Annotated in this window: 18 protein-coding genes; 4 read left to right on the plus strand and 14 right to left on the minus strand. The window is 47.4% G+C overall.

All coding sequences use genetic code 11. From position 1 onward, the window contains the following. Nucleotides 1–6: 6 nt before the first annotated feature. The 7 genes from ICC18_RS24115 to ICC18_RS24145 all read right to left on the minus strand — a co-directional run bounded on the left by ICC18_RS24115 (nt 7) and on the right by ICC18_RS24145 (nt 6,171). Nucleotides 7–1,053 (minus strand): ABC transporter ATP-binding protein, encoded by a 1,047-nt coding sequence (locus tag ICC18_RS24115; RefSeq protein WP_312029597.1) that lies wholly within the window; start codon nt 1,051–1,053, stop codon nt 7–9. A gap of 4 nt (nt 1,054–1,057) precedes the next feature. Then, nucleotides 1,058–1,975 carry an ABC transporter permease gene (locus ICC18_RS24120; protein ID WP_188177011.1) on the minus strand — a complete coding sequence of 306 codons (918 nt, stop codon included), beginning with the start codon at nt 1,973–1,975 and terminating at the stop codon, nt 1,058–1,060. Nucleotides 1,976–1,977: 2 nt separating this feature from the next. Then, the gene (locus ICC18_RS24125; protein WP_188177012.1) at nt 1,978–2,910 is read right to left on the minus strand and encodes an ABC transporter permease; all 933 of its coding nucleotides are present in this window, start codon (nt 2,908–2,910) and stop codon (nt 1,978–1,980) included. A gap of 15 nt (nt 2,911–2,925) precedes the next feature. Then, nucleotides 2,926–3,750, minus strand: coding sequence for a D-aminopeptidase DppA (gene dppA, locus ICC18_RS24130; RefSeq protein ID WP_188177013.1), 825 nt, complete (start codon nt 3,748–3,750; stop codon nt 2,926–2,928). Nucleotides 3,751–3,874: 124 nt separating this feature from the next. Next, nucleotides 3,875–4,231 carry a DUF3870 domain-containing protein gene (locus ICC18_RS24135; protein ID WP_188177014.1) on the minus strand — a complete coding sequence of 119 codons (357 nt, stop codon included), beginning with the start codon at nt 4,229–4,231 and terminating at the stop codon, nt 3,875–3,877. Nucleotides 4,232–4,420: 189 nt separating this feature from the next. Then, entirely contained in the window at nt 4,421–5,575 is a 1,155-nt protein-coding gene (locus ICC18_RS24140) for a serine hydrolase domain-containing protein (RefSeq protein ID WP_188177015.1), read from the minus strand. Between the two features lie 125 nt (nt 5,576–5,700). Then, complete coding sequence (locus ICC18_RS24145; protein ID WP_188177016.1) at nt 5,701–6,171, minus strand: DinB family protein; 471 nt, start codon at nt 6,169–6,171, stop codon at nt 5,701–5,703. Between the two features lie 167 nt (nt 6,172–6,338). On the opposite strand from ICC18_RS24145, the gene ICC18_RS24150 reads away from it, so the two are divergent. Together ICC18_RS24150 and ICC18_RS24155 are read left to right on the plus strand one after the other, a co-directional pair. After that, on the plus strand, nt 6,339–7,910 hold the full coding sequence (locus ICC18_RS24150) for an SWIM zinc finger family protein (protein WP_188177017.1): 1,572 nt from the start codon (nt 6,339–6,341) through the stop codon (nt 7,908–7,910). Continuing rightward, on the plus strand, nt 7,907–10,834 hold the full coding sequence (locus tag ICC18_RS24155) for a DEAD/DEAH box helicase (RefSeq protein ID WP_188177018.1): 2,928 nt from the start codon (nt 7,907–7,909) through the stop codon (nt 10,832–10,834). The genes ICC18_RS24150 and ICC18_RS24155 overlap by 4 nt, the downstream gene beginning before the upstream one ends. A gap of 56 nt (nt 10,835–10,890) precedes the next feature. On the opposite strand, the gene ICC18_RS24160 is transcribed toward ICC18_RS24155, so the two are convergent. The 7 genes from ICC18_RS24160 to ICC18_RS24190 form a co-directional block, all read right to left on the minus strand. Beyond that, nucleotides 10,891–13,164: a cellulose biosynthesis cyclic di-GMP-binding regulatory protein BcsB gene (locus ICC18_RS24160; protein ID WP_188177019.1), complete on the minus strand. Its 2,274-nt coding sequence runs from the start codon at nt 13,162–13,164 to the stop codon at nt 10,891–10,893. A gap of 33 nt (nt 13,165–13,197) precedes the next feature. Beyond that, nucleotides 13,198–14,475, minus strand: a complete 1,278-nt coding sequence (locus ICC18_RS24165) for a glycosyltransferase family 2 protein (RefSeq protein ID WP_188177020.1) — start codon at nt 14,473–14,475, stop codon at nt 13,198–13,200. Then, nucleotides 14,468–16,192: a polysaccharide deacetylase family protein gene (locus tag ICC18_RS24170; RefSeq protein ID WP_188177021.1), complete on the minus strand. Its 1,725-nt coding sequence runs from the start codon at nt 16,190–16,192 to the stop codon at nt 14,468–14,470. Before ICC18_RS24170 ends, ICC18_RS24165 begins: the two co-directional genes overlap by 8 nt. Nucleotides 16,193–16,220: 28 nt before the next feature. Continuing rightward, complete coding sequence (locus tag ICC18_RS24175) at nt 16,221–17,084, minus strand: GGDEF domain-containing protein (protein ID WP_188177022.1); 864 nt, start codon at nt 17,082–17,084, stop codon at nt 16,221–16,223. Further along, nucleotides 17,065–18,213 (minus strand): glycosyl hydrolase family 8, encoded by a 1,149-nt coding sequence (locus ICC18_RS24180; protein ID WP_188177023.1) that lies wholly within the window; start codon nt 18,211–18,213, stop codon nt 17,065–17,067. The genes ICC18_RS24175 and ICC18_RS24180 overlap by 20 nt, the downstream gene beginning before the upstream one ends. A 262-nt stretch (nt 18,214–18,475) precedes the next feature. Next, nucleotides 18,476–20,356, minus strand: a complete 1,881-nt coding sequence (gene htpG, locus ICC18_RS24185) for a molecular chaperone HtpG (protein ID WP_188177024.1) — start codon at nt 20,354–20,356, stop codon at nt 18,476–18,478. A gap of 133 nt (nt 20,357–20,489) precedes the next feature. Beyond that, nucleotides 20,490–21,233 carry a Fic family protein gene (locus ICC18_RS24190; protein ID WP_223192825.1) on the minus strand — a complete coding sequence of 248 codons (744 nt, stop codon included), beginning with the start codon at nt 21,231–21,233 and terminating at the stop codon, nt 20,490–20,492. Between the two features lie 243 nt (nt 21,234–21,476). On the opposite strand from ICC18_RS24190, the gene ICC18_RS24195 reads away from it, so the two are divergent. Together ICC18_RS24195 and ICC18_RS24200 are read left to right on the plus strand one after the other, a co-directional pair. Further along, nucleotides 21,477–22,967, plus strand: a complete 1,491-nt coding sequence (locus ICC18_RS24195; RefSeq protein ID WP_188177025.1) for an NCS1 family nucleobase:cation symporter-1 — start codon at nt 21,477–21,479, stop codon at nt 22,965–22,967. 102 nt (nt 22,968–23,069) lie between these two features. Beyond that, a complete protein-coding gene (locus tag ICC18_RS24200; RefSeq protein WP_188177026.1) occupies nt 23,070–24,515 on the plus strand; it encodes a sigma-54 interaction domain-containing protein in 1,446 nt (481 codons plus the stop codon). The last annotated feature ends 3 nt before the right edge of the window (nt 24,516–24,518 follow it).

Consider the following 24,518-nt stretch of genomic DNA (forward strand, 5'->3'; position numbering starts at 1 on the left):
GTTTGTTTATCCTAGAACCGCTTCGACTTCCATCTTATTCGGCGGCTGGAATACAGCTTTAGCGCGCGGATCCTGCAGCCAACAGGCCACAGAGTGACTGTGGGATACCCGGGTCTGCTCGGGCTGGTACGTTCCGCAAACCTCCATAGCATAAGTGCATCGTGCTGCAAATGCGCAGCCTCGGGGCGGAGCGAACAGATCCGGCGGCGTCCCCGGAATCGGCGTAAGCGGGAGCTTCCTGTCCATATCCAGGCGCGGCATGGAAGCGAGCAGCCCCTTGGTATATGGATGCTGCGGATTGTGGAACAACTCCGTCACCGTCCCGGTTTCGACGATCTTGCCGGCGTACATGACATTGACACGATCGGCGATTTTGGCCACGACGCCAAGGTCATGCGTAATGATGATGATGGACACGCCGGTCTTCTTCTGGAGCATCCGGAACAGATCGATGATTTGCGCCTGAATCGTGACATCCAGTGCCGTCGTCGGCTCGTCTGCAATAAGGACGGAAGGATTGCAAACCGCTGCAATCGCAATCATGATCCGCTGCCGCATGCCTCCGCTGAACTCATGCAAATACTGCTTGAGGCGCATTTCCGGGTTGGTTATGCCCACGAGTCCAAGCATTTCAAGAGCTTGCTTGCGCGCTTCTGCACGCGAAAGCTTCTGATGGCGGATGATCCCTTCCATAATCTGCTCCCCGATAGAGATGGTCGGATTCAGAGCCGTCATCGCATCTTGAAAAATCATTGAAATTTCAGAGCCTCTCAGTTCCCTCAGCCGCTTTTCATTCAGCTTGGTCAGCTCCTCGCCTTTGAAGCGAATGCTGCCTTCGCCGATCTTTGAGCTGCGCTCGGGAAGCAAACGCATCAGACTGCGTGCGGTGACGCTTTTGCCGCAGCCGGATTCACCGACGATGGCGAGCGTTTCTCCCTCACTCAGCATAAAGCTGACACCGCGGACTGCCTTGATCTCTCCGCCGTAGGTAGTGAAAGAGACATGCAGATTATCCACTTCCAATAGAACGTCGGATGGGTTCGTTGGTTTCACCTCGCTACCTCCTCTGCCTCGGGTTAAAAGCATCCTGCAAACCATCGCCAAGAAGATTAAAGGCAAGCATCGTCATCGAGATGAAGAACGCCGGGTAAAACAGCCTCCACCAGTGGCCGGATAAAATGGTCGGGAGACCATCGTTGGCCATGACGCCCCAACTCGCCAAGGGCGGCTGAATTCCCAGGCCGAGAAAGCTAAGGAACGCTTCTGCAAAAATCGCCGACGGGACGGAGAACGTCACCTGCACGATAATGACGCCTAACGCGTTGGGCAGCAAATGCTTGCGAATCATGTAGCCCGCGCCTCCACCCAGCGTGCGCGCCGCCAGCACGTACTCGGATGACTTTAAACTAAGCACTTGTCCGCGAACGATGCGGGCCATGCCGATCCAGCCGGTGGCGCTGAGTGCAACGATGATGGTCAGAAGACCCGGGCCCATAACAACCATCAGCAGAATGACGATCAGCAAATAAGGAATTCCGTATAAAAGATCGACGAAGCGCATCATCAAATTGTCGATGCGACCGCCGAGGTAACCGGCGATGCCGCCGTATACGATACCGATCAGGAAATCGATCAATGCAGCCATTAAACCGATAAACAGCGAGATGCGGGCGCCGTAAAGAATGCGGGCGTATACGTCGCGCCCAAGCTCATCGGTGCCGAACCAGTGGGCCTGGCTTGGTTTCTGGTTGGCCTCCAGCAGAACCTGTTTCGAGTAGCTCTGGTCGGTCAGCATCGGACCGAAGATAGCGAGCAGCGCCATGAAAGCAATGACGATCAACCCTGCCATAGCCAGCTTGTTGGTAAACAGCCTTATCCAGGCTTCCTGCCAGAATGACAGCCGAGGCCGGACAATCGCTTCCGCACTTCCCGGCTTATTGGGCATAGCTACAAATAATGAATCCGGAATGCTCATCCTTATCCCTCTTTTCTGTGCAGCTTGATGCGGGGGTCAATGAGGCCGTAGGCGATATCCACCAAAAACATCATGAAAATTAATAGAGCGCTATAGAATACGGTCGTCCCCATAATGACCGCATAATCACGGTTATTAATGCCGTCAACAAAATATTTGCCCATGCCCGGTATGGCGAAAATTTTCTCGATGACGAAGCTCCCTGTAAGAACGTTGGCTACCAAGGCGCCCAGCAGTGTAATGACCGGCAATACTGCATTGCGAAGCGCGTGCTTGATGACAATCGTCGCCGGCGAAAGGCCTTTTGCCCTTGCCATTTCGATGTAGTCAGCCGTAAGTACTTCCACCATGTTGGCTCGTGTCAGTCTGGCAATAATTGCAAGCGGTCCGGTCGACAATGCCAGCGCCGGCAAGATCACATGCTTCCAGCTGCCCCAAGTAGCTACCGGAAGCAGCTTCCACTCTACCGCCACGTATTTGATCAGCAGGGTCGCCACGATGAAGTTAGGCACCGCAATGCCGATGACGGCAAAGATCATTGCAAAGTAATCGATCATCCGGTTCTGCCTCAGAGCCGCAACCGTTCCAAGCGCTATACCCGTTACGATGGCAAAAAGGATGGATACCATCCCGAGCTTGAAGGAGACCGGAAACCCGCGTTCGATCATGGAGTTGACACTGTCCGGGAAGTGACCGATGGAAGGTCCGAGATCTAAAGTGAGCAGCGATTTTAAATAAATCACGTATTGGACGGAAAGGGGCTTATCTAAATTGTAAAATTCCATCATGTTCTGAACGGCGGTCGGATTGGAATTCCTGCCTTCTTTATCGAAAGGCGATCCCGGCACGGCATGCATAAGGAAAAAGGTAACCGTGATAATAAGCCAAAGTGTGACGATCATGGAGATAAATCTGCGAAGAATATATTGTGCCACGTGATCACCCGTTTCTTAACAAAATGCCGTTCTCGTCGCCAATTCGGTCATGACTAGCATGGCTTGGTATGCTTCCAGAATATTTTTGGCTTGATAAGTGACAATAGGGCTACCACCTTCTATAGCCGTTCCCGGCATCAAATGAGCCCACTCGGCTTGACCGTAGTTGGCGAATTCAATCGACAGCACCGGGTTGTCCGGCGGTATGAGCGGCTTCACCTTGCCGATGTTCGCCAGCGCTTCCATCGTTTTCTCTCTAAGCAGCTGGCCGCTTTTTTGCGGGGTCAGGCACAGCGCCGAAGTCCGCGAAATCCGTTTCTTTACCACTGCTGTGGTAACTCCCGGAATAAGCTCCTCCGCTTCGATTGCGGTCTCGTCATCCCCGGCCACCAAGAGAACAGGTACGCCGTAATGTCCGGCCACAAAAGCATTGAACCCGAGCTCACCGATTGCCGTATCGTTAATATACATATTGCATACGCCGAAGATCATCGTATGACTGAGGACGCCTTTCCTTGCAGCTCTCGTGTGGTAGCCCAGAAATGCCGCTCCCGAACAGGAGGCATCCAGTCCCTGTACCATGGAAAAAGGCTTCACATCGCCTGAAATCAACTGCGTATCGGGATGGAGCTTCTCGATGAGCAGATTGTTCATTTTGGAGTGGCTGTCGTTGACAATCACTTCCTTCCAGCCTTCATCAAAAGCTGTTCCGATCACATGATTGGCTTCATCGGTCATGATATGCTGACCTCGCGTGTAGTTGTACTGCCTGGAATCGACAAACGTATTATCGACAAGTCCGGTGATGCCTTCCATATCGATGGAAATATACAGTTTCATAGGTTGGCCTCCTGTTTTATAAGATACAAAAAACCCAGCAAACAGCTTCGGGATGACTCATCCCAAATAACCATCTGCTGGGTTTTATTTACGGGTATGTTGCCATACGGATAAATAAAGCAGCTCACACTGTACCGGAAGCTTGGAAGCCCAGTTCTTCCCGGCCGTTAAGTGCTAATCTATATTTTTTTTGTGCGTCCTTGTACGCTACGATCAATGCCTTCTGGGACGATCCGTGATATCTTCGCCTGATTTCCTCCGCCACCGCTTCGAGCAGAAGCATATTATGACCGATGAAGATGGAACGGACAAAATCCGATGTTAGCGGGATTGTCGACGAACAACCTGCATCAATGATTTTATGGCTCGTCGTATCTACGACAAGTCCGATAAAAAATGCGTTGTACTGCTGCGTAATGGGATTGTTCACGGAAGCTTGCGCGTCGCCTATTATGTAAACCGTATCTTTATCGTATACCACCAGGCCACTCTCCTTCAAGTAATGCGGAGCAAAACCGGCTTCGAAACATCAGCCTAGCATTCTGTACGGGTTCTGTACGGGATGTGGGAAGAGTTGCTTCCTACGACCGCCAGACGTCAAAACACTAAGGATGTAACATATTCTAACATCAGAATAACATGTTGTAAATAACGAATCGCTATCCGAACACTACTTCAAAACAGATACATGTAAAAGCTGGGCGAGCTCTTCCTCCGCCTCAAAATAAACGCCCTGCCCTTTTCTTTGGATAAGGCCGTTCATCACCAGAATGAGACCCCACCTCTCCTGTTTATGAAAGTACATATCGCTAAGCAGTCCATAAGCGTCGCCGGCATGTCCAATAAGCCGCTGTCCCGGAATCAGATCGTCCGTGATCTGGAATTGGAGACCGCTATTGCGAAAGAATCCTTCCGTCCGATGTCCCGCCCAGTGTGGTGTATGCATGAGATCAGCCGTTTCGGTTTGCAAGATCCGAGTCCTGTTCAAAGCGCCGCCGTTGGCATGCGCCTCCATAAACCGGGTCAAATCGTTAACAGACGTCCGAAGTCCGCCTTGCGGGCTGAACAGCGCTCCATTCGTGCCAGGCACATAGCTGCTGTAATCAATGGGATCCGGCTTCCTTCCTCCGAAATCATCGGTGCCGACTGTAAACTGCCCGTCGGCCTCTGCATACTCGTACAGCGCAGCAATATCATCCATATTCGTGAAATCGCCGATATTAAAGCTTGTTTCGTTCATTCGGAGCGGTTCGAACAGATGCCGCTTGCAGTACACATCGAAGCGTTCCTCGGAAAGCTTCTCCACAATCGTAGCCAGAATAATGGACCCAAGATTCGAGTATTCAAAATGGCTCGGATCCCCAGGCGGTCCTTCACCCCAGAGGCGGTCCGAATAATATGGCCCATCCGGCAGCAGAATATCTGCAAGTCTGATCTTGGGCGGGTTCTCATTTCGCGAATCGACGACAAAACGAACATATTCGTCTTGAAGCCCCGAAGTATGGGTCATGATCTGTGAAAGCGTTACCGAAAAATCCGGGTGCTTCGGATTACGCACCCGGAAACCCAGTATTTCTCCCACATCCTGATCGATATGGCATAGCCCCTTTTCCACTAGCTGCATAACCGCCGTTGCGACCACCGTCTTGGATATGGAAGCGATCCGGAATACCGTATGCTCCGTCACAGGGATGCGCCTGGCGATATTCGCCCATCCATACCCTCCGTTCCATATCTGTTTCCCATCCTGTATCACGGAGGCTGCTAAACCAACAATCCGGTGCTTGTCCATCAGCTGCCGGATCCTTTCATCCAAAGCATTCAAGGCGAGCCTCCTTCGTCCTGACTTTATGAAAGAATCGATCAATCTATATACATTATAATAAAGTCTATTCGTACTGTGTAGAATTATTTTACATTTATAGAAAAACGATGAATGAAAAATTCAGTCTATGCACTTTTCTCTTGTTCCAAAAAGTCTTCAATTTGTTTTTTATGGTGTTCGTCATGGTGTATGAAAATATGAACAAACTTCTTATATGTATAGTTCCGGTTGTCGATAGTGAATATCGTGGTGTCATCGTATTTTTCCTCTAGCAAATCGAGTAACTGCTTCCGCGTCTTAATGAGGTCATCAATAAGTGTATCTAAGGAATTATATGTTTGAGCATATACTGCGGCTTCCTGGTTATGTTTCTCAATATCCACGAAGAATAATTTAGCATCCTCCGCCATATTGGGAACCATCATTTCTAAACTGTTCTTATCCCAATACATAATGTGAGTTAAAACCTCCCTAAGAGACCATTTCCCCGTAGATAACGGTTTCAACCATAGGTCTTTGTCGGTTTCCTTCAACTTCTCGACCCAAAGCAAAAAATCTGCAAACTGGTTCAATACTTTGTTTTGTTTAACAGCCACGGCAATTCCCCCTCATTGATAATCTTAGGAATACCATACCATAAAATACCAATAAACACAAACAAGCGTTCCTATAAATACAACCTCATCATATATCGTATTTTTATTCATACCGATCTATAATAGAGTGGATAGAATCCTTTAATTTTTAACAAGGAGCCTTCCAAATGAGTGCTGTTCCCGCTTTAAACGATGAGCAATGGTCGAAGCTGCTCGAACAAGTAGCTAAAACTTATAATGAGGTTACCCTTAGCCGAGGGTTTAATTATTTTAAACAGCAGCGCGTAGAGACCCTGATCATTTCTGAGGATCGAGTGGTGCAAGCGAGGGTAACAGGATCTGAAGATTACAAGGTTACGTTACATTTAGACAAGCTCACGTCCAGTTCGTGTTCTTGTCCGGTCCAATCCTCCTGCAAGCATATGGCAGCGGTAATGATGGAGCTTGCCGACCGAATGGGTTACCCCGCTTCCCAGATTGTCAATGCCAAGCATCATATCAGGCGGACGGCCACAGCGTCCTCTACGGGGTTTACACTCAAGCAATTACCGGATATGGATGTGTTCGGGTGGCAGGAGGCGTTGAACCAATATACGAACTACATCAAGCCCACCTATGATCAAGGCATTTACGCGGATGTGCTGCGTCATCAGGTGCAAGCGCTCCGCAAGGGAACGATTCCGTTTACGGATATCGACCGAATTTTCTTTGAGCTGCATCAGGAACTGTTCATTGTGCGAAAAATTAAAGAGCAGAACGCGCAGAACAGCATAAGCTCCTACACTTCTTTTGCGCTATACCGGATCTACGATGAGATTCATGCCTGGTTAAAGCAGAAATCCGCCGAATTTAGTTCTATGTTTGCCGACGCCGGCGTGCGCCTCGGACAAACTTTAGCTTATTTAAGACAACAGATGGCTGAAGAATCCGGACAGAAGTATCTGGATTATGGTATTTATACGGCATTGTGGAAGCACTGGATAGCGCCCCAGCCCCAGCCTGAGGCTAACCACTGGGCATCGTTGGAAATTGACGCACTCGAGAAGCAGACAACAGATTCGCATACAACATCCCTCACAGCGGCAAAAGCCTTCCTGTACCTTCAGCAATCAAGGAACAGCGAAGCCTGGGCTGCTTTAGAAGCAAGCGGCAAAGTAAATAAGGTGCCAGTGAGTCTTTATCTGCCATTTCTTAGCCATCTTCACGACACTCGGAATTGGCCGGACTTGGTTGATTGGTTGATGAAATCTGCAACTTACTTTTATGGCCAGAGAACCAAGGAACTGGATGCCTACATGGGGTACTGGAAGGAAGCCGCCGTACATTTCCCCGAAGCCGAGAATCAGATGTGGAAGGTTCTCGAGGAGATGCTGCCCCATTCATCCCGAATTATCGAGGAAGTGCTGTACGAGCAGCGAAAGTGGAAGCCATGGGTGGAAATGCAAATCCTTCACGGTCGCGATCCGCTTCACCACCGGGTCAGCGTCCTGCAGCCGATCGAGAAAGAAGCGCCGGATCTCCTGCTGCCTCTTTACCATCAAGCCATCGACCAATATGTCACCCAGAAAAACCGACATGACTACAAATTAGCGGTCAAGCTGCTGAAAAGACTGGAGAAAGTGTACAAAAAAATAAAACAAGCTGAGCGCTGGGATCGTTTCCTATCCGGCTTCATAGAGCGCTACAGCAGGTTGCGGGCGCTGCAAGAGGAACTTAAGAAAGGAAAGCTGTTGGAATGAGCACAAAATTGCATGACATGACTTTGCATGTGCTGCTAACGGATAGCGGAGATGCTTTGCTCTGGGGCTTACAGGATGGACGGGATGTCCCTGGCGATAAATTCAGGAAATTATTGTTCGCCTGGCACGAACCATCCTGCTACGGTACAACGCTGGAGCTGCAGCAGGCTGGAGAGCTGGCGGTAACGGTCCTGCCTCCGGAGATGGTGCTCCCCTTCTTCGCAGAACCGAACTTCATGGACGTCCTCCGGTGGGAGGGAGGAAATGAAGCCGTTAAGAGGTTACTTGATATAGCGCCGGTTCTTTATAGGGAAGCCCAAGCAGGTCGTTATGTACCAAGTTACCGCGCTTTCCGCAATGGGAAGCTGCAATGGACATGGGAGACCGGTTCCGAAAGCCTGGGAGAACTGGATTGGGATACGCTGAAAATAGGCGAAGAACTGTCTGGCTTGCATGCCGCTTTCTCCGCTGCCGTTTCCGCGAAGCACTACGCCGATGAAGCCGCCGTGGCGGATCTTCAGCGTGATTATCCCGCGCTGTTCCGAGGAGCACAGGCGGGAGGCACCTCTGCTGATGCACCGTTCACGGAGGAGGAATGGCTCGTAGCGCTTGGTTGGAAGCCGGATACCGCACCCTTCCGCCCTGCTTTGCAGCTGCTGGAGCCGGACGAAGAGCAGTACGATTGGCAGCTGCGGCTAGTGCTGCAAGATAAAAGCGATGGCACTGCGCTGATACCGATTCGCCTGGCTGCCGACGGCCAGGCTTCCGGCACATGGCCCAGCGATTGGAGCCCTTACATCCGGGAGCGTTCTCCCGGATGGGCGGCAAGGCTGGCCGCGTCACTGCCCGGCGAGAATAGCGGCGGCGAGCTCTTTGCCGAGCCGCTAAGCGACGAAGCGGCTTGGCGGTTCCTGACGACGGACAGCCGCGAGCTGCTGAGTGACGGCTGGAACGTCATGCTCCCCGGCTGGTGGGAGGCCGCCTCGAAGCGGAAGCCGCGCCTGCGCGCGAAGATTACGTCCGAAGCCGGAGGCCGAGGCCAGTCGCTGTTCGGGCTGAACGCCCTGGTCGACTTCGACTGGCGTATTGCCGTCGGCGATGCGGATCTCAGCGAAGCCGAGTTCGCCGAGCTGCTTAGCCGCAAACAGCGGCTGATCCGCATCCGCGGGGAATGGGTCTACCTGGACCCTGCGCTGCTGGAGCAGATCCGGAGGCTCATGGAGAGCATTTGCCCGGAAGAAGGCTTGTCCTTGCAGGATGTCCTTCAGCTGCATTTGCTTAGTGTTGGGGACAGCGGGAAACCTCCGGCTCAGGGTAGTATATCCGCAGAAGATCCCGAAGACGAAGAAGAACGGATCAAGATGGAAGTTGAATTGAATAAGCATCTTTTAGCACTGCTGCGTCAGCTTGGACAACCGTCTGAATTAAAAGAATTGCCCGTGCCGGCCGGTCTGCGCGCAGAGCTGCGCGGTTATCAACGCGAGGGCTTTACGTGGCTGAGTTATCTGAGGAAATTCGGGCTTGGCGCCTGCTTGGCCGATGATATGGGACTCGGCAAAACCGTTCAATTCATCACCTATTTACTGCATCACCGAGCAGAGTCCGAGTATCCTGCCCTGCTCGTTTGTCCCACTTCCGTGCTTGGCAACTGGCAGAAGGAGCTGGCCCGCTTTGCACCGGAATTGAAGGTCATGCTTCATTACGGGAAGGGGCGGTTAAGCGGAGAGGCGCTTGCTGCCGTTTTAAAAGAAACGGACGTTGTCATCACCTCTTACGCGACTGCGCTGTTGGATCAAGAGACCTTACAGGAAATCCAGTGGAGCTCCCTCTGTCTGGACGAAGCCCAGAACATCAAGAACGCGCAAAACAAACAATCCGCGGCCGTCCGCTCGCTCCAAGCCCGGCACCGCATTGCGCTGACCGGAACACCGATAGAAAACCGGTTGTCGGAGCTTTGGTCGATCTATGACTTCCTTAACCCCGGATACCTGGGGAACCAACGCGGGTTTCAGCACCGCTTCGCCAATCCCATCGAGAAGCATCACGACGAGGAGCGCACGGCGCAGCTGCAAAAGCTCGTTAAGCCTTTCATGCTGCGGCGCAAAAAGAAAGATCCCGCTATTCAGCTGGATCTGCCGGACAAGCAGGAGATGAAGGTTTATATTAACCTGACCGCCGAGCAGGGAGCACTCTATGAGCAGACGGTTAAAGACCTCCTGGAACGCATGAAAGAGCTGGAGGGCATCGAGCGAAAAGGCGCTATTCTCGCCGCGCTGACCAAACTGAAGCAGCTCTGCGATCACCCCGTGCTGCTGACAAAGGAAGCTGCACTGTCAGAGGAGGAGACGCTGCTGTCCGAAGAACGCCGCGAATCGTTCATCACGCGGTCCGCGAAGCTGGAGCGGCTCGTTGCGATGGTCGACGAGCTTCGGGACGAGGGCGACTCCTGCCTGATCTTCACCCAGTATGTCGGCATGGGCCGCATGCTGGCCGACGTGCTGCAGGCGCAGCGGGGCGAGCCAGTGCTGTACCTGAACGGCAGCACGCCCAAGGCGGAGCGCGACAAGATGATCGATACGTTTCAGTCGGCAGACGGAACTGGCCCCGGCATCTTTATTCTGTCGCTCAAAGCGGGCGGCGTCGGCCTCAACCTGACGGCGGCCAACCATGTGTTCCACTTCGACCGCTGGTGGAACCCGGCCGTCGAGAATCAGGCCACCGACCGCGCTTACCGGATGGGCCAGAAGCGCAACGTGCAGGTGCACAAGTTCATTTCGCTCGGCACCCTGGAGGAGAAGATCGACGAGATGCTGGAGAGCAAGATGAGCCTGAGCGAGAACGTGATCTCCACCTCCGAGAGCTGGATTACGGAGCTTTCGAACGAGGAGCTGCGCGATTTGTTTGCGCTGCGGCAGGAATGGTGATCATACAGAAAATGGGTTGGGGACATTAGTCCTCAACCCATTCCATTTTCATCCGTTTATCTACTTTTAGAGCGGCGGCGAAGCAAAATGACAAACCATATCAAACCGATCAGGAAAACAACTCCAAAAAAACCAGTAACCCAGAGCAATGCGGTTGTTCGCTTATCAGTGCCAGCAGGTTTGGCTACCGTATTTGCCAGCTGTTCGCTCTTCATTTCAAAAGACAGAACTTCACCCGAATTACTCATTACCACAACTTGGCTTGATTTCTGCTCGTTATTCAGAAACTGGAGTAAATTCGCGTGTACAAATGTATTTGTTGCTTTTTTGTTTCCTTCTCCAGCTTGGAAGACGGCCATGACTCGCTCTTTATCCCAGATGGAGGGTTGAATCCAAGCGGCATATTCAGTTGTTTCATTGATGATATTGAAATCGGCCAAATGAAATTGTCCCTTGTTGGGGTTCACCATCAATTGGTCTTTATAGCTTTGCAGCGAAACGAAAGAATTCGGATTTCCGATCACAACCACGTTGCGATCTTTAAGCTTTTTATCCAGATCCGGATCCTGATCCCGGACAATGGTGATGGCTGAATCTTTTGAAGCCTGACTCGTCATATCCTTTGTCAGAACAGCGAACTGGCTCAACATCCCTTCATTAACGTCTTTAGGAAGAAGAAAAACAGTTCGATTAAGCCCTTGGTCTCCGACAAACGGGGCAGGCCAATATTTAAAGCTGGTCTCCTGCTGGACCTCATGAGGCAGCTGGATTGAGCTGTTTTTATCAATGAATATCCATTTGCCTGTGTTCGTTTTAGGGGCACAAGCATTATATGTCTCATTCAAATGCGCCGTAAAAGAAATATTCAAAGTGCCCGTCTTGTTGTCTTTCAAATAAGGCGCGAGAGGTAAAGTAACCAGATAACTGTCGTCTTCCTTTTTAGCTTTGAGTATTTCTTCAAGCGAGATTGTCTTTGGAATATCATTAATGATCACGGTTAATCCGGTATTCATGTTAGCCGCGGCAGCTTGGCCTATACTTGTGCTTTTGCTGCTCTTCTCATTCAAGGTATCGTTCTGTAATAGCGAAGAGATACCTACTTTTAATCTCAAATTGCTTTCGCCCGTCAACTTCCAGAATGAAGGAATGGAGTAAGTTATACGCTCAGAGCTTGATTTCATGCTATCCAGCGTTATATTGGTGTAGCCTAAGGATTCTAAGGTAACCGGCTTTTCTGCCGTTTGCGTATTAGCTGCCTTTGGCAGGTCATTTACAACCAATTGATTGCCGGCCAGTTGATCGACAAAATCTTTTTCAGTAAGCAAATGGATGTGGTCCTTAACGACTTTGGCGTCTGTTCCGGTCACAAGTAGTAATTGTCTAACATCATTGTTTTTTTGATCTTTTACGGCAAAAGTATCCAGACTCAACTGCTCGCTTTGAACCTGAATCTGATTATCCTGCATCATCTGTTTGACAGGCCCGCTCCAATCGCTCATCCCGCCGAGGGCGATAGCTGGAATCAGATGATCCTTACGAATCCATTCGGATTCGGTCATGATCGGTGTCGGTCTTTTCGTTGCCGTTCTGGACGAAAAGTAGTTGGCGATCTGCAGCGCCGAAGAAATCAAATCCGCCGAAGGATGATCCGGAAGCAATACCGCCCCATACATTTCATCCTGGATGCTGGGTTCAACGAATGGAAATGGATAATTCTTCAAAGCATCATTCGTCGTCAGCGTTGTGTTTGTGTTAATAAAAATCGCGGAGGAACGATTGATTTTCAACCAATTCGCCGGATTTTCTTCATCACTGCATATCTCGTTCGAGACTGTACTATGTTTGACAATCGTAACGGAGTGGAAGCCTGGCGTTACATCATCACTTCCTAAGGGTATCCTGGTGATGAGGCGGGAGCTGGATTCTCTCGTAAGAGGAATACTTTTTAGCGGCCTGCCATCGATCTGAACCGTTATGGTGGAGCTTCCTGGGAGGAGCAAATCCGAGTAACTGATATCCAGATCGATGTAACTACCGTCACTAACGTCAGTCCTTGGGACGCTATAAAATAGTTGCTGTATACTGTCGACTTTCGTCATAGAAATATTATCATTCGTTAGCCGTGCCAAATACCCAGGGGATGCTGTAGATACATTGGAGCTAAAAGTGGCTAGCGATCCTTCCTTCAAATAAGTGGCTTGGATATCGATCTTTTTTGCAGCGGTTGAATCGACACCTTCGGCAGATACTCTGTAAAGGGGTTGTGCGGTAAGTTGTACGGCCAACAGGCTCAGACTGCTGTACAGAAATGTCTTACGAAAAAAACTCATTCGTATAAGCACCTTTCACAAAACGAATTATAATTAGGAAGTCAAATTATCTTGCTTTCTCCCTTGTTGGTAGCGCTCTGTCTTATACCACTTGGTTTCTTGCTTCAACAGAACACGCTTTAGTTCCAAGTACAAGGCGTAAAGGACAAGAAGTATCCAGAACTGTGAATAAGTAAAATACATAAGAGATACAATTAAAAAGTTTTTTCCGTTTAGTTCTGTTTTTTCAATCCCCAAGGCAATCATCACTTCCGTGATATACAAGAAGTAAGCCAGAATCCAAAGAATGATGGAGACCATTCCTACATTCAGTTGGAGGTCTACGAATAAATTAACAACAAACAAAGCGTCAGAAATGATAACTCCGAAGAAAAATAAAAAGTAAGTGAAAAAGAAGTAGATGAGATCGAATACGATGCTTTTTCTTTTAAGCGTAAACAGCTTAGCCATGAACTTCATCACAACATATTGGTTACCTCTCGCCCATCGCGTACGTTGCTTCCACCAAACTTTCCATGTTTCCGGTTCTTGCTCCCATGTAATGGCAGCCGGGAAGAAGCGGATGTGATAACCCATATTGTAAACGCGAATCGTTAACTCTGTATCCTCCGCCAGTGCCTTTTCATCCCAGCCGCCCAGTTCTTCAATGATGCTTCGTCTTATGGCAAAATTGGTCCCGGGAATGGTTGCCACACCGAACCAATTAAAGCGCCCTGCCTGAGCCATCCATTGGAAGCAGATCGTTTCGATATTGATGAAACGGGTCAGTAGAGTTTGAGCCGCATTCACAACGCGAAACTTGCCAACAATGGCTCCCGCTTTGGGATCATTCAGCATGGCAAGTACTAAATAGTAAACAGCTTTGCGTTCCGGCGTATTGTCGGCATCATAGACGACGATGACTTCTCCAGTAGCATGTTTAAAGCCATGGTTTAAGGCACCCGACTTCCCGCCACCTATGTTGGGGGGGATGAGATGAACGACTTTTAACTGCGGATAACGGCTGGCGTAGCTGTCAGCAATCTCTCCGGTTCGATCCTTGGAGTTATCATTGATCACAATAATCTCCAATAATTCAGTCGGATATTCCAGCTTTAGCATGGATTTGATCGTACGCTCGATCACGACTTCTTCGTTATGCGCGGGGATCAGAACACTGACCTTGGGTAATTTTTGTTTCTTTTTCTCCCATTCCTGAATCGGACGCCGGTAGCGAAGATAATGCATGTATCCGCCCTGCATAAGGAACATGTGGTATAACAGCATCAGCCAAATGACAGTTAACGACGAGTAGAACAATAGATTAGCCACTGATGGTTCGCTCCTCGAATAGTTGTTTGCGCAGGTTCATTCTCATGATGAGCATGTAGATGATGAACATCATGACCATGATGGTCACAAGTACAGCGACGCCCCACAGAACAAGTTGAACGCCCCCCATACGCTGGACGATTTGCACGACCTGCTGCGGTTCAGGACGAGGTTTGGCATTCTGATAATCAATTTGGCCTTGGGAGTCTGTGGAGATGGTCAGGTCTGGCGCACGTACGGAAGCGTTCATTTTCCTTAAATCCAGCCATTTGAGATTCGGTACTCGCTCGACATGGGCGATGAATGTCTTTAATTTATCTAAGCCAAGATAAGGGTGATAAAACATGCCCATCATACTGTCCTGTATAAAAAGCATTTTATTTATTTTTTCATCTAAATCCGCCTCAGGTGTGGCTGATGTATTATCGTAGAAACCGATTGTTTCAGGAAGCAGCGTCATACCATGCAGAAAAGTAGGAGTCGATATATATGGCGATACACCCATGTGTTCCCATTCCTTATCGCTGATCTGCGTTTGGCCGAGTATATAGTTAAAATAGTGAGACACAATTTCATAGCCGGATTGGCTCATTACATAGTGAGGCGCCTCAAACCCAAGCGGATATAACCCCAGATCGGTCAATTCCTCAATTCCCTTTTCGATTCTGGTATTGATGTAGGATTTCTCAAAATTTTGGAGCCCTTGCATATACTGGTCATATTCGTCTTTGGAAGCAAACTCATGCCGCTTTTTAACTTTAGTATCCGTATCCGGAGGTCCCCAGATGGGTGTATTGTTCTTGACATCCCAGAATTCAAAGCCCTCGCCCGTCTCAGACGATCTATACTGATGGGTATAGCCGTGCAGGAGAATACTCGCGCCGCGGCCTTGCAAGTAGCGCAACACTTCAACGATCTGCGGTACATCTGACAAATGGTACTGTTGCTTCGTCTCGGAATTCGTATAGATTGGAATGAGCGCGATCATAAAAGGAATCCCTTTATCAGCCAAGTAATCGCCGGTTTCCTTTAATAACTTGGGGTCAGACATCGGATGAACATCTTCCAACCGGATGTAAGCCAAATGTTCAGAGCGGAACTCGCTCCCGAAAAAGTACTTTAACCCTTCCCCCAAATACAGATTGAAAGGCGCATACAAATCGGATGAAGCATAATAAGCGCTGTTATCATATTGGGCAAATAACGGAAAAGCAAGATCGCCTTTCCAGCCTTGAAAAATCGCCCTTCCACGTTTCAATTCAACTTGGGTAATCGAATAGTTGACCTCAAGTAGATCATAGATCGGTTTATGAGTATTAGGATCTTCTTTAGACACTTGATTAATGACGGCCCCTGGCCTCGTTGTCATAAAAGAGAATCGAGAGCCCAACTGCTCTACGTTCTCACCAATAACTAAAATCGGGCCATTAAATTCAGCGACAAGCTGTATACAAGGAGAGGGAAGTTTCTTTGGAACGTTTCCATAATAGATAAGATGGGTGATCCGTCCTAAATCTTCGCTCGTTACCGCTTCATCATTTTTAAATGTGATATCTCGCGCAAACTGCCCCAACAGCATATCCAAGAGCCTGACAGATTCATTGACTAAGCCGGTTTCTGTCGAATATACGACCAATATTTTGATATTGTCTGATGTATGGCTGTTAGAGAATGCCTTCGGAATCGGCACAACAACCAGACTTATTATGGTTATCAAGCAAACAAGTCTTGACCAACGGTTTATTTTATTGCATATATTCCTCAAGCTCCTGAAAAGCATGCTGGATCAACTCCGCGTAATCATTGAACTCACGTTTAAAGCTGGCGGCCCCGAAAGATACAGTAATCGTAACTTCTTTTTTTCCATCGGCCAATTTATGATATTTGAGTTGTTCTCCGATTTTATCAAGTACGTAATGGAGGTTCTCTTCACCGGTATTAAATAAAATGACCCCGAAAGTATCATGCTCCACTCTAAATTTACGGTCACTAATCCGTGTCTGCTTCCACAATACATCCGAAAGCGATTTGACCAAATGCTTAAATTCTGTAAAGCCATACAATCGTTCATACTCTTGAAAATACTTAAATTGAATCAACAGAAGCGTAAATGGGGTACCCGTACGTAAGGAACGCTTGAATTCTTCTTCCATTTCAAGATGGAATCTCTTTTTGTTATCGAATCCGGTTACTTCATCGATGGTAACGAGTCCATCAAACTTGGCTGCCATTTCTTTATGCTCATCGATAATAGTGGTGGTCCATCGGTGGAAAATACCGCTAATTAGGGAGGAAGCAATAATCGCGATCATCCATATAACGATCTCCTTCACCGATAAAATTTCAACGGATGAGACGAAAACGCCATAGATAAGGACGGAACCGAGAATAAACATGGCGGTAAGACTGATACCCAGACCGAGCAACAGCCCGCCGGCCATGCTTACCAAAGAAATGAGCAGCACACCCGAATAAAGAATAATTGTCATCCGCGGCATTTGAAAAAACCGATCAAATCCGGTTACGTATAAAGAAAGCGTGACTAGAAACAGCAAAAGAAAGCTTTGAACAATGAAAAAAGCCCCCTTCTTATTGTAAAACCCTTGCATTATAAAGCTTCCTTTCTGCTAATAAGGGAACGAGATTGTCATAAATATGGGTGTCCAATTGCTGGTAATTCATGTAACCGCCATAGTACTCGCTAGCCGGGTTTAGCGTTTGGAAGCGAATCATCCGATAGTACAAATCTTTCGCGAGTTCAATTTCATTGTGTTCCAGTGCAACCATGATGGCCATACCGTATACAGAAGGGGATTCGTATTCCACTGACGGTTTTTTCGTTTCAAGCTCATATTTCCCGTACAGAACCCTGTTGTCTTTAAAGGTTTGCTTGAGGAAAGCCCAAAATTCCGAGTCCGTTTGACCGAATTTAGCACGTGAAGATTCAATGAAAAGCTGGTCCAACAGGTTAACCTGTTTTTGATATTCAAACCGGCCCTCATCCACCTTATAGCTGAAAGGATAGAAGCCATTTTTCACAGGAAGTTCAATCATGAACCTTTTCGTTTTTTGATATAAATCCTCGCTTATTTTACTCTGCTCGTATAGATTAATAATCGAATAAGCATCCAAATATGGAAGTGTAATCACATTGCTGGGCCACTTCTTCTCAATATCGTAAAAATCCCTGAAAGTAGAATTCACGACTTGCTTTTTCATCACACTTTTGGTGATTGTATCTGCGGTTTTCTTAAAACTTTCATCCTGCCACTTAGCCCCAGCTTTATAAAGAGCGTATGCAATCCGTAAATCATCGACAAGCGCATTCGTTACAGCAGGTTTGGAGGTTGGACCTGCTTTCCAGGCAATCCAGCCATCCGATTTCAAAAAGCTTTGTTTCAAAACTTCGGTGTATTGGCTAAACAGTGCTAAATCGCCTTTTTCATACGCATATTGGAGCCATAACCCCATAGATTCAGATAAAGCTTCATGACCCGCGGCTGTATGCGGATCAGCGGATTGACTAGGCTTCAAATATGTTCTCAGGGTCCCATCCTCATTGATCATATGTGATAGAATGAATTGCTCCCCTGGAAGAGAACGTTTTTGAGAAATTTGGCTTTGCGAACTCGCATCTGGTACGATCATGTATTTGTTATGAAAAGGAAGCAATGTGTATATGACAAGAGCACCTAGAATCACACTAAAACTTAAAATCCCTTTTTTAAATAACGTCACGCATTGCCTCCTTAAATATGTACTTAATAAAATAATACAGACCCTTCGAATCATCCACAATAGGGAAAGAGTTGGTAAAATGAACATTGCTGTAATAATTAGTCGAATTCTTTCAATGCCAATGGTTCTATTTTACTATGAATATAATATTTTGTCTTGTTGATTTAGTCCTTTGTATCTACCAACAAATAAAAAAGCTGCCTTTGGCGTAAGAGCCAAGGCAGCTTTTGATTTAAATTGGGTGCTCATTTAATCCACCTAATTAAACCATGATTTTGCAAATATCATTGGTGAATTCTACGGGATCCTGAATCGTCAATCCTTCTATAAGAAGCGCTTGATTATACAGAAGGTTCGTATACAGACTCAGCTTCTCTTTATCTTTTTGGTGTGCATCCTTTAAGGAATTGAACACCTCATGGTTGATGTTAATTTCCAGAACCTTGTCCGCTTTCACGTCTTGGTTGTTCGGCATAGCTTTCAGTATTTTTTCCATTTCGATCGTAACTTCACCCTCTGTGGACAAGCATACAGGATGGGATTTCAGTCGCTTGGAAGCTTTAACACTCTTCACTTTGCCGCCTAGAATGCTTGCCATGGATTCAAAAAGATCCTTGTTGTCGCTCTCGGCGGCTTCAGTCTCATTCTTATCTGCATCCGGCTCGATCCCCAGGTCCCCGCTCGATACAGATCTGAATTCTTTTCCCTTATAGGACATGATCATCTTGATGGCGAACTCATCGATGTCGTCGGTGAAGTATAAGATTTCATAACCCTTATCGGATACCAGCTCGGTTTGCGGGAGCTTCTCGATTCGTTCGATTGATTCTCCGGAAGCGTAGTAAATGTACTTTTGATCTTCCGGCATTTTCGATACGTATTCATCCAGGGTGACAAGCTTTTTCTCTTTGGAGGAGTAGAATAACAACAGATCTTGAAGATCGTCTTTATGTGTTCCGTAGTCGCTATAGACTCCGAATTTCAACTGTCTGCCAAAGGATTTATAGAATTTTTCATATTTCTCTCTTTCGTCCTTCAACAAGCTTAGCAGTTGGCTCTTGATTTTGTTTTTGATGTTTTTGGCGATAAGGCTTAACTGGCGATCCTGCTGCAGAATCTCCCTGGAGATGTTAAGCGATAAATTTTCCGAATCGACCATCCCTTTGACAAAACTGAAATAGTCAGGCAAGAGGTCGGCACACTTGTTCATGATCAGCACGCCATTGGAATATAACTCTAAGCCTTTCTCATATTCCTTTGTATAATAATCAAACGGCGTATTCTCCGGGATGAACAGAATCGCATTGTAGACTACCGCGCCATCGGCACTGATATGGATGTGCTTAATCGGCTTGTCGAAGCCGTAACGCTTCTCAAAATAAAAGTTCTCATAATCTTCCGGTTTGAGTTCATTTTTATTTTTGCGCCAGATCGGGACCATGCTGTTGACGGTTTGTTCTTCGCGGTAGTCCTCGAATTCGTTGTCGCTGCCTTCTTTAGGTCTCCGTCCTGTGATATCCATCTTGATCGGGTAGCGTATGAAGTCGGAGTACTTTTTGATAATCGCTTTTAGGCGATATTCATCGAGATACTCATCGTACTGCTCGTCCTCGGTGTTCTCTTTAATTTTTAAAATAATTTCCGTACCGACCGTTTCTTTGTCGCATGGCACGATCGTGTATCCATCCGCACCCTCGGACTCCCACTTGAACGCCTCGCCGCTGCCCAGCGCCTTACTGATGACCGTAACGACGTCAGCTACCATAAATGCGGAATAGAAACCAACGCCGAATTGGCCGATGATATTGTGCCCGTCTTTGGCTTCATTTTCTTTCTTGAATGCTAGAGAGCCGCTCTTGGCAATAACCCCCAGGTTATTTTCAAGGTCCTCTTTGGTCATGCCAATCCCCGTATCGGTGATGGTTAACGTTCTGCTGTCCTTGTCAGCTGCAATCTTAATGAAATAGTCCTCTTGGTTAAACACCAATTGATCGTCGGTTAACGCTTTGTAATAAATTTTGTCAATCGCATCGCTCGCATTAGAAATAAGCTCTCTTAAAAAGATTTCCTTCTGAGAATAGATGGAATTGATCATCATTTCGAGTAGTCGTTTTGATTCGGCTTGAAACTGCTTTTTTTCCATGAATGGGTCTCCTTTCGAAAATAAACGGCTAAATGAGTTGGCACTCACACAATCAGAGTGCTAATTCTTATTTTTATATAACATATACTAAAATTTGATGTCAAGCAGAGGTTCTTATCAAACGGGGTGTCCATTAGTTCAAACTTTTAGCCATTAACTCTAAACTCTGCTTAACCTCATTAGCGACTAGTTGAACAAATGGGTCTAAGTCATTGTTATCAGCAGCTTCAAGTGCCTGGTAATATTCAAAACGATTTTCGTTCCGTATCACAGCAGGCGGATATCCGTTTTTCATCAAAATAAAATTCATGCAAAGTCGGCTCACACGTCCATTGCCGTCTGGAAAAGGATGTATCGAGGCAACTCGATGGTGCAGTATAGCAGCAACTTTGACAGGATGCACCGTTAACTTACTAGCAATATACCAATCTAGCAACGATTGCATTTCTTGAGGCACGAGAATATACGAGCAATAAGGATGAATCTCCCCGCTTACGGTAAGAACATGATTATCCGTTTTTTTATATTCGCCAAGAGCAAAATTAATGTCCTTAACACCCTGAAACAAAATGGCATGAAAATCTTTAATCAATCTTTCTGTTAAATCTCTTTCTTCTAATATGTTCGTTAAATAGTCTATGGCCTCCGCATGATTGACAATTTCAAGATGCTCACGCAGTGTCTTTCCTTTAACCGTTAATCCTTCCCTCAAAAAAAAGGCTGTTTCTTGATAAGTGAACGTATTTCCTTCTATCGCATTCGAATGATAGGTCCACTCTTCCCTAAATTTTTGAATAATGATTTTCAGAAGGTCTGGTTGCAAGGGTCGCTTGCTATCGACTGCAGCTTTCAGCCGCTCAATCTGTTCCCACATCATTCTGGATCCCCCTTGGCTAACATATTTACATTATACCAAAATGATCCATCTAATATTCTTTAATCTATTAGTTTTCTCCACATAGGAGAAGGGCACCTCAATAAAACTGAACTGGTCTTAATTTTTTACAACCGCAGATATAATTTACAAGCTCTTGCATATGAATGGATTGGATTCACTCGTTCCGCTCAGCAGCTAGATCCCCTTTATGGAAAACGATTACAAATATTGGGAGGGATCACTATGCAACTGCAGGTTGAAGAGGATGGCATTGTTACACTGACTCCTGAAGGTGAACAACAGATTAAGGACAGTCCCATGTACAACGATGGATTGCGTCCGACGAGGAAAAGCGAACATGACTGGACGGCTTACAATTTTGCCAGCTTGTGGATCGGCATGTGCATTTGTCTTCCGTCTTATGCGCTTGCCGCCGGATTAATCTCTCTTGGCATGAATTGGTGGCAGGCGGTTGGGACGATTATATTGGGTAATCTGATTGTGCTCGTTCCCATTTTATTAAATGCTCATGCCGGAACGAAATTTGGTATCCCTTATCCTGTATATGCCCGTCTATGGTTCGGCTCTAGAGGCGCGCATATTCCATCCTTGGCTCGCGGCATTATTGGCGCAGGCTGGTTCGGTATTAATTGCTGGTTCGCCGGGGCCGCGCTGGACACCCTTCTATCCGCCATGAGCGGCTGGGGTAACATTACCGGACACCTTGGGATTTCTTTTGCGATCATGTGGGTTTTAAATGTCTGGATTGCTTACAGAGGACCTGAAGCTATTCGCCGGATGGAATTCTGGGCGGCTCCGACTTTAATTGTGATGAGTCTTGCTTTATTGGTATGGGCATTAACTTCCGCCGGCGGTTGGGGGCCGATGCTTTCTGCTCCTTCTACATTCAAAACCTCGGGGGAATTCTGGAAGGTTTTCTTCCCGTCTTTGACGGGCGCGATTGCTTTCTGGTCGACGCTGGCGCTGAACATTCCTGATTTTTGCCGCTATGCCAAAAGCCAAAAAGCGCAAATTGTCGGGCAATCGAGCTCGATGCCCATAACCATGGGCCTATTCTCCTTCATCGGCGTAGCCGTTGCTTCTGCCACCGTCGTTATATTTGGCGAAGCCATCTGGGATCCCGCAGCGATATTAGCTAAGTTTTCGCCATTTGTCATTTTCCTTGGGACATTAGGCATTATTTTAGCCACCGTAACGACCAACGTAGCGGCCAACGTCATCGCGCCTGCCCGCGCCGTAGAAAATCTCGCTCCGAAAAAGATGACCTACCGTATGGGTGTCCTTATTACCGGACTTGTCGCACTCCTCATGCAGCCGTGGTACATACTTGAAAACTTTAGCAACTATATTTTTGTCTGGCTTGGCACTTACGGGGCATTGCTTGGTCCCATAGACGGAATCGCGATTGCCGATTATTGGTTCGTTCGTAAGCGGAGAATCCATTTAGCAGAGCTGTATCAGCTTGACGGCCGGTACTCCTACCGGGGAGGTTTTAATCAAAAAGCCATTTACGCTCTCATTATCGGCATAATCGTCCCCGTGATTTGTAAAAACATTCCCCCCTTGCAAATCGTTTGGGATGGGGCTTGGATTTTTGGTTTAATCATCTCGATGTTCTTATATATATGGTTGATGAACGGTGATCGGTCTCTGGTTTCCTATTCAGAGTATAAATCCATCACCAAACATGCAGCCGAGAAAGCTGCCGGTTAAAGATACGATGCAGGCGTGAGTCTAACACTCTCGCCTGTTCTTTTTCTACATGCAAGTTCATAAGGTGTATTTGAACCATTCTTCGAGAGGCGGGTGAACATCGTGTCCGAACTGAACGATTATGGATCGCAATATTTTGAGAAAATGTTGAATATCATCGATGTAGGTGTTCATCTCATTGACAAAAAGGGAATTACGATTTTCTATAACGATAAGATGGCTGAAACCGATGGATTTCACCGGGAACAAGTGGTGGGGAAAAATTTCTTCGACCTCTTTCCCTCCCTGACCCATGAAACGAGCACGTTTATGAAAGTTTTACAAACAGGCAAAGAAATACGCGAGAAAATACAGACCTATGTCAATGTAGAGGGGAAACGCATCACAACGATTAATAGCACTTACCCGCTGCTTGAAAACGACGAAATTATAGGCGCCTTGGAGGTAGCAAAAGATATAACGAGTATTGTTCATCTCCACGACCAAATTCTCGATCTCAGGCATCAAATCTACGAATCCCCGAAAAAAGATAAAAAAAATGCAGGCTCCGCTTCCTATCATTTCGGTGATTTAATCGGTGAAAGCGAGCCGTTTCTCCATACCGTCTCCATGGCCAAAAAGGCGTCTCGTACAAGCTCGCCTGTTTTGATTTGCGGGCCTACCGGGACCGGCAAGGAATTGTTTGCGCAAAGCATTCACAATGCCGGCGCCCGCAGAAGCCGTCCCTTCATCGCACAAAATTGTGCGGCCGTCCCCAATGAACTGATGGAAGGCATCATGTTCGGCACGGCAAGAGGCGCGTTTACCGGCGCGATTGACCGTGCAGGCTTATTCGAGCAGGCGAACGGGGGCACGCTTTTTCTGGATGAGCTGAATAGTTTGGATTTCATGCTGCAGGCCAAGCTGCTGCGCGTGCTTCAAGACGGCATGGTTCGCCGGATTGGCGGAACCTATGAACAACAAGTAGACGTACGCATCATAACCGCCATGAATATCGATCCTAAAGAAGCTTTAGAAAAAGGATTTTTGCGTCACGATCTCTTCTTTCGGCTGAATGTCGTCAATCTGCATCTGCCTCCGCTGCAGCAAAGAAAAGAAGACATTCCGCTGCTCACGCACCATTTTATAGAAAAATTCAATGCGATGTTCGGCATGAAAATAACAAGCATCGCCCCCTCCGCGATGGACCGGTTGGTAGAGTACCATTGGCCTGGCAACATCCGCGAATTAAGCCATGCCATTGAATCGACTTACAATATGATGGAGCTTGAATGTGAAACCTTAGAGGAGCATCACCTTCCCGCTTATGTGATAGAGAATACGATGAAGGGGGCTCCTCCTCAACTCTCCGGCCCGCGGGTCGATGGAACGGTAAATATCTCTGTCGTGGGCTTAACAGATAAAGTGAAACAAATGGAAGTGGACACGATCACGTCTGCGCTGCAAACTCATCAATACAATATCACTCTCACCGCACAGGCCTTGGGCATCAAGCGCCAGGCTCTACAGTATAAATTGAACCGGTATGGCATCGCGAAAAAACCGTGAAAA

This window comes from Paenibacillus sedimenti (assembly GCF_014534655.1).
GTDB lineage: Bacteria > Bacillota > Bacilli > Paenibacillales > NBRC-103111 > Paenibacillus_E > Paenibacillus_E sedimenti.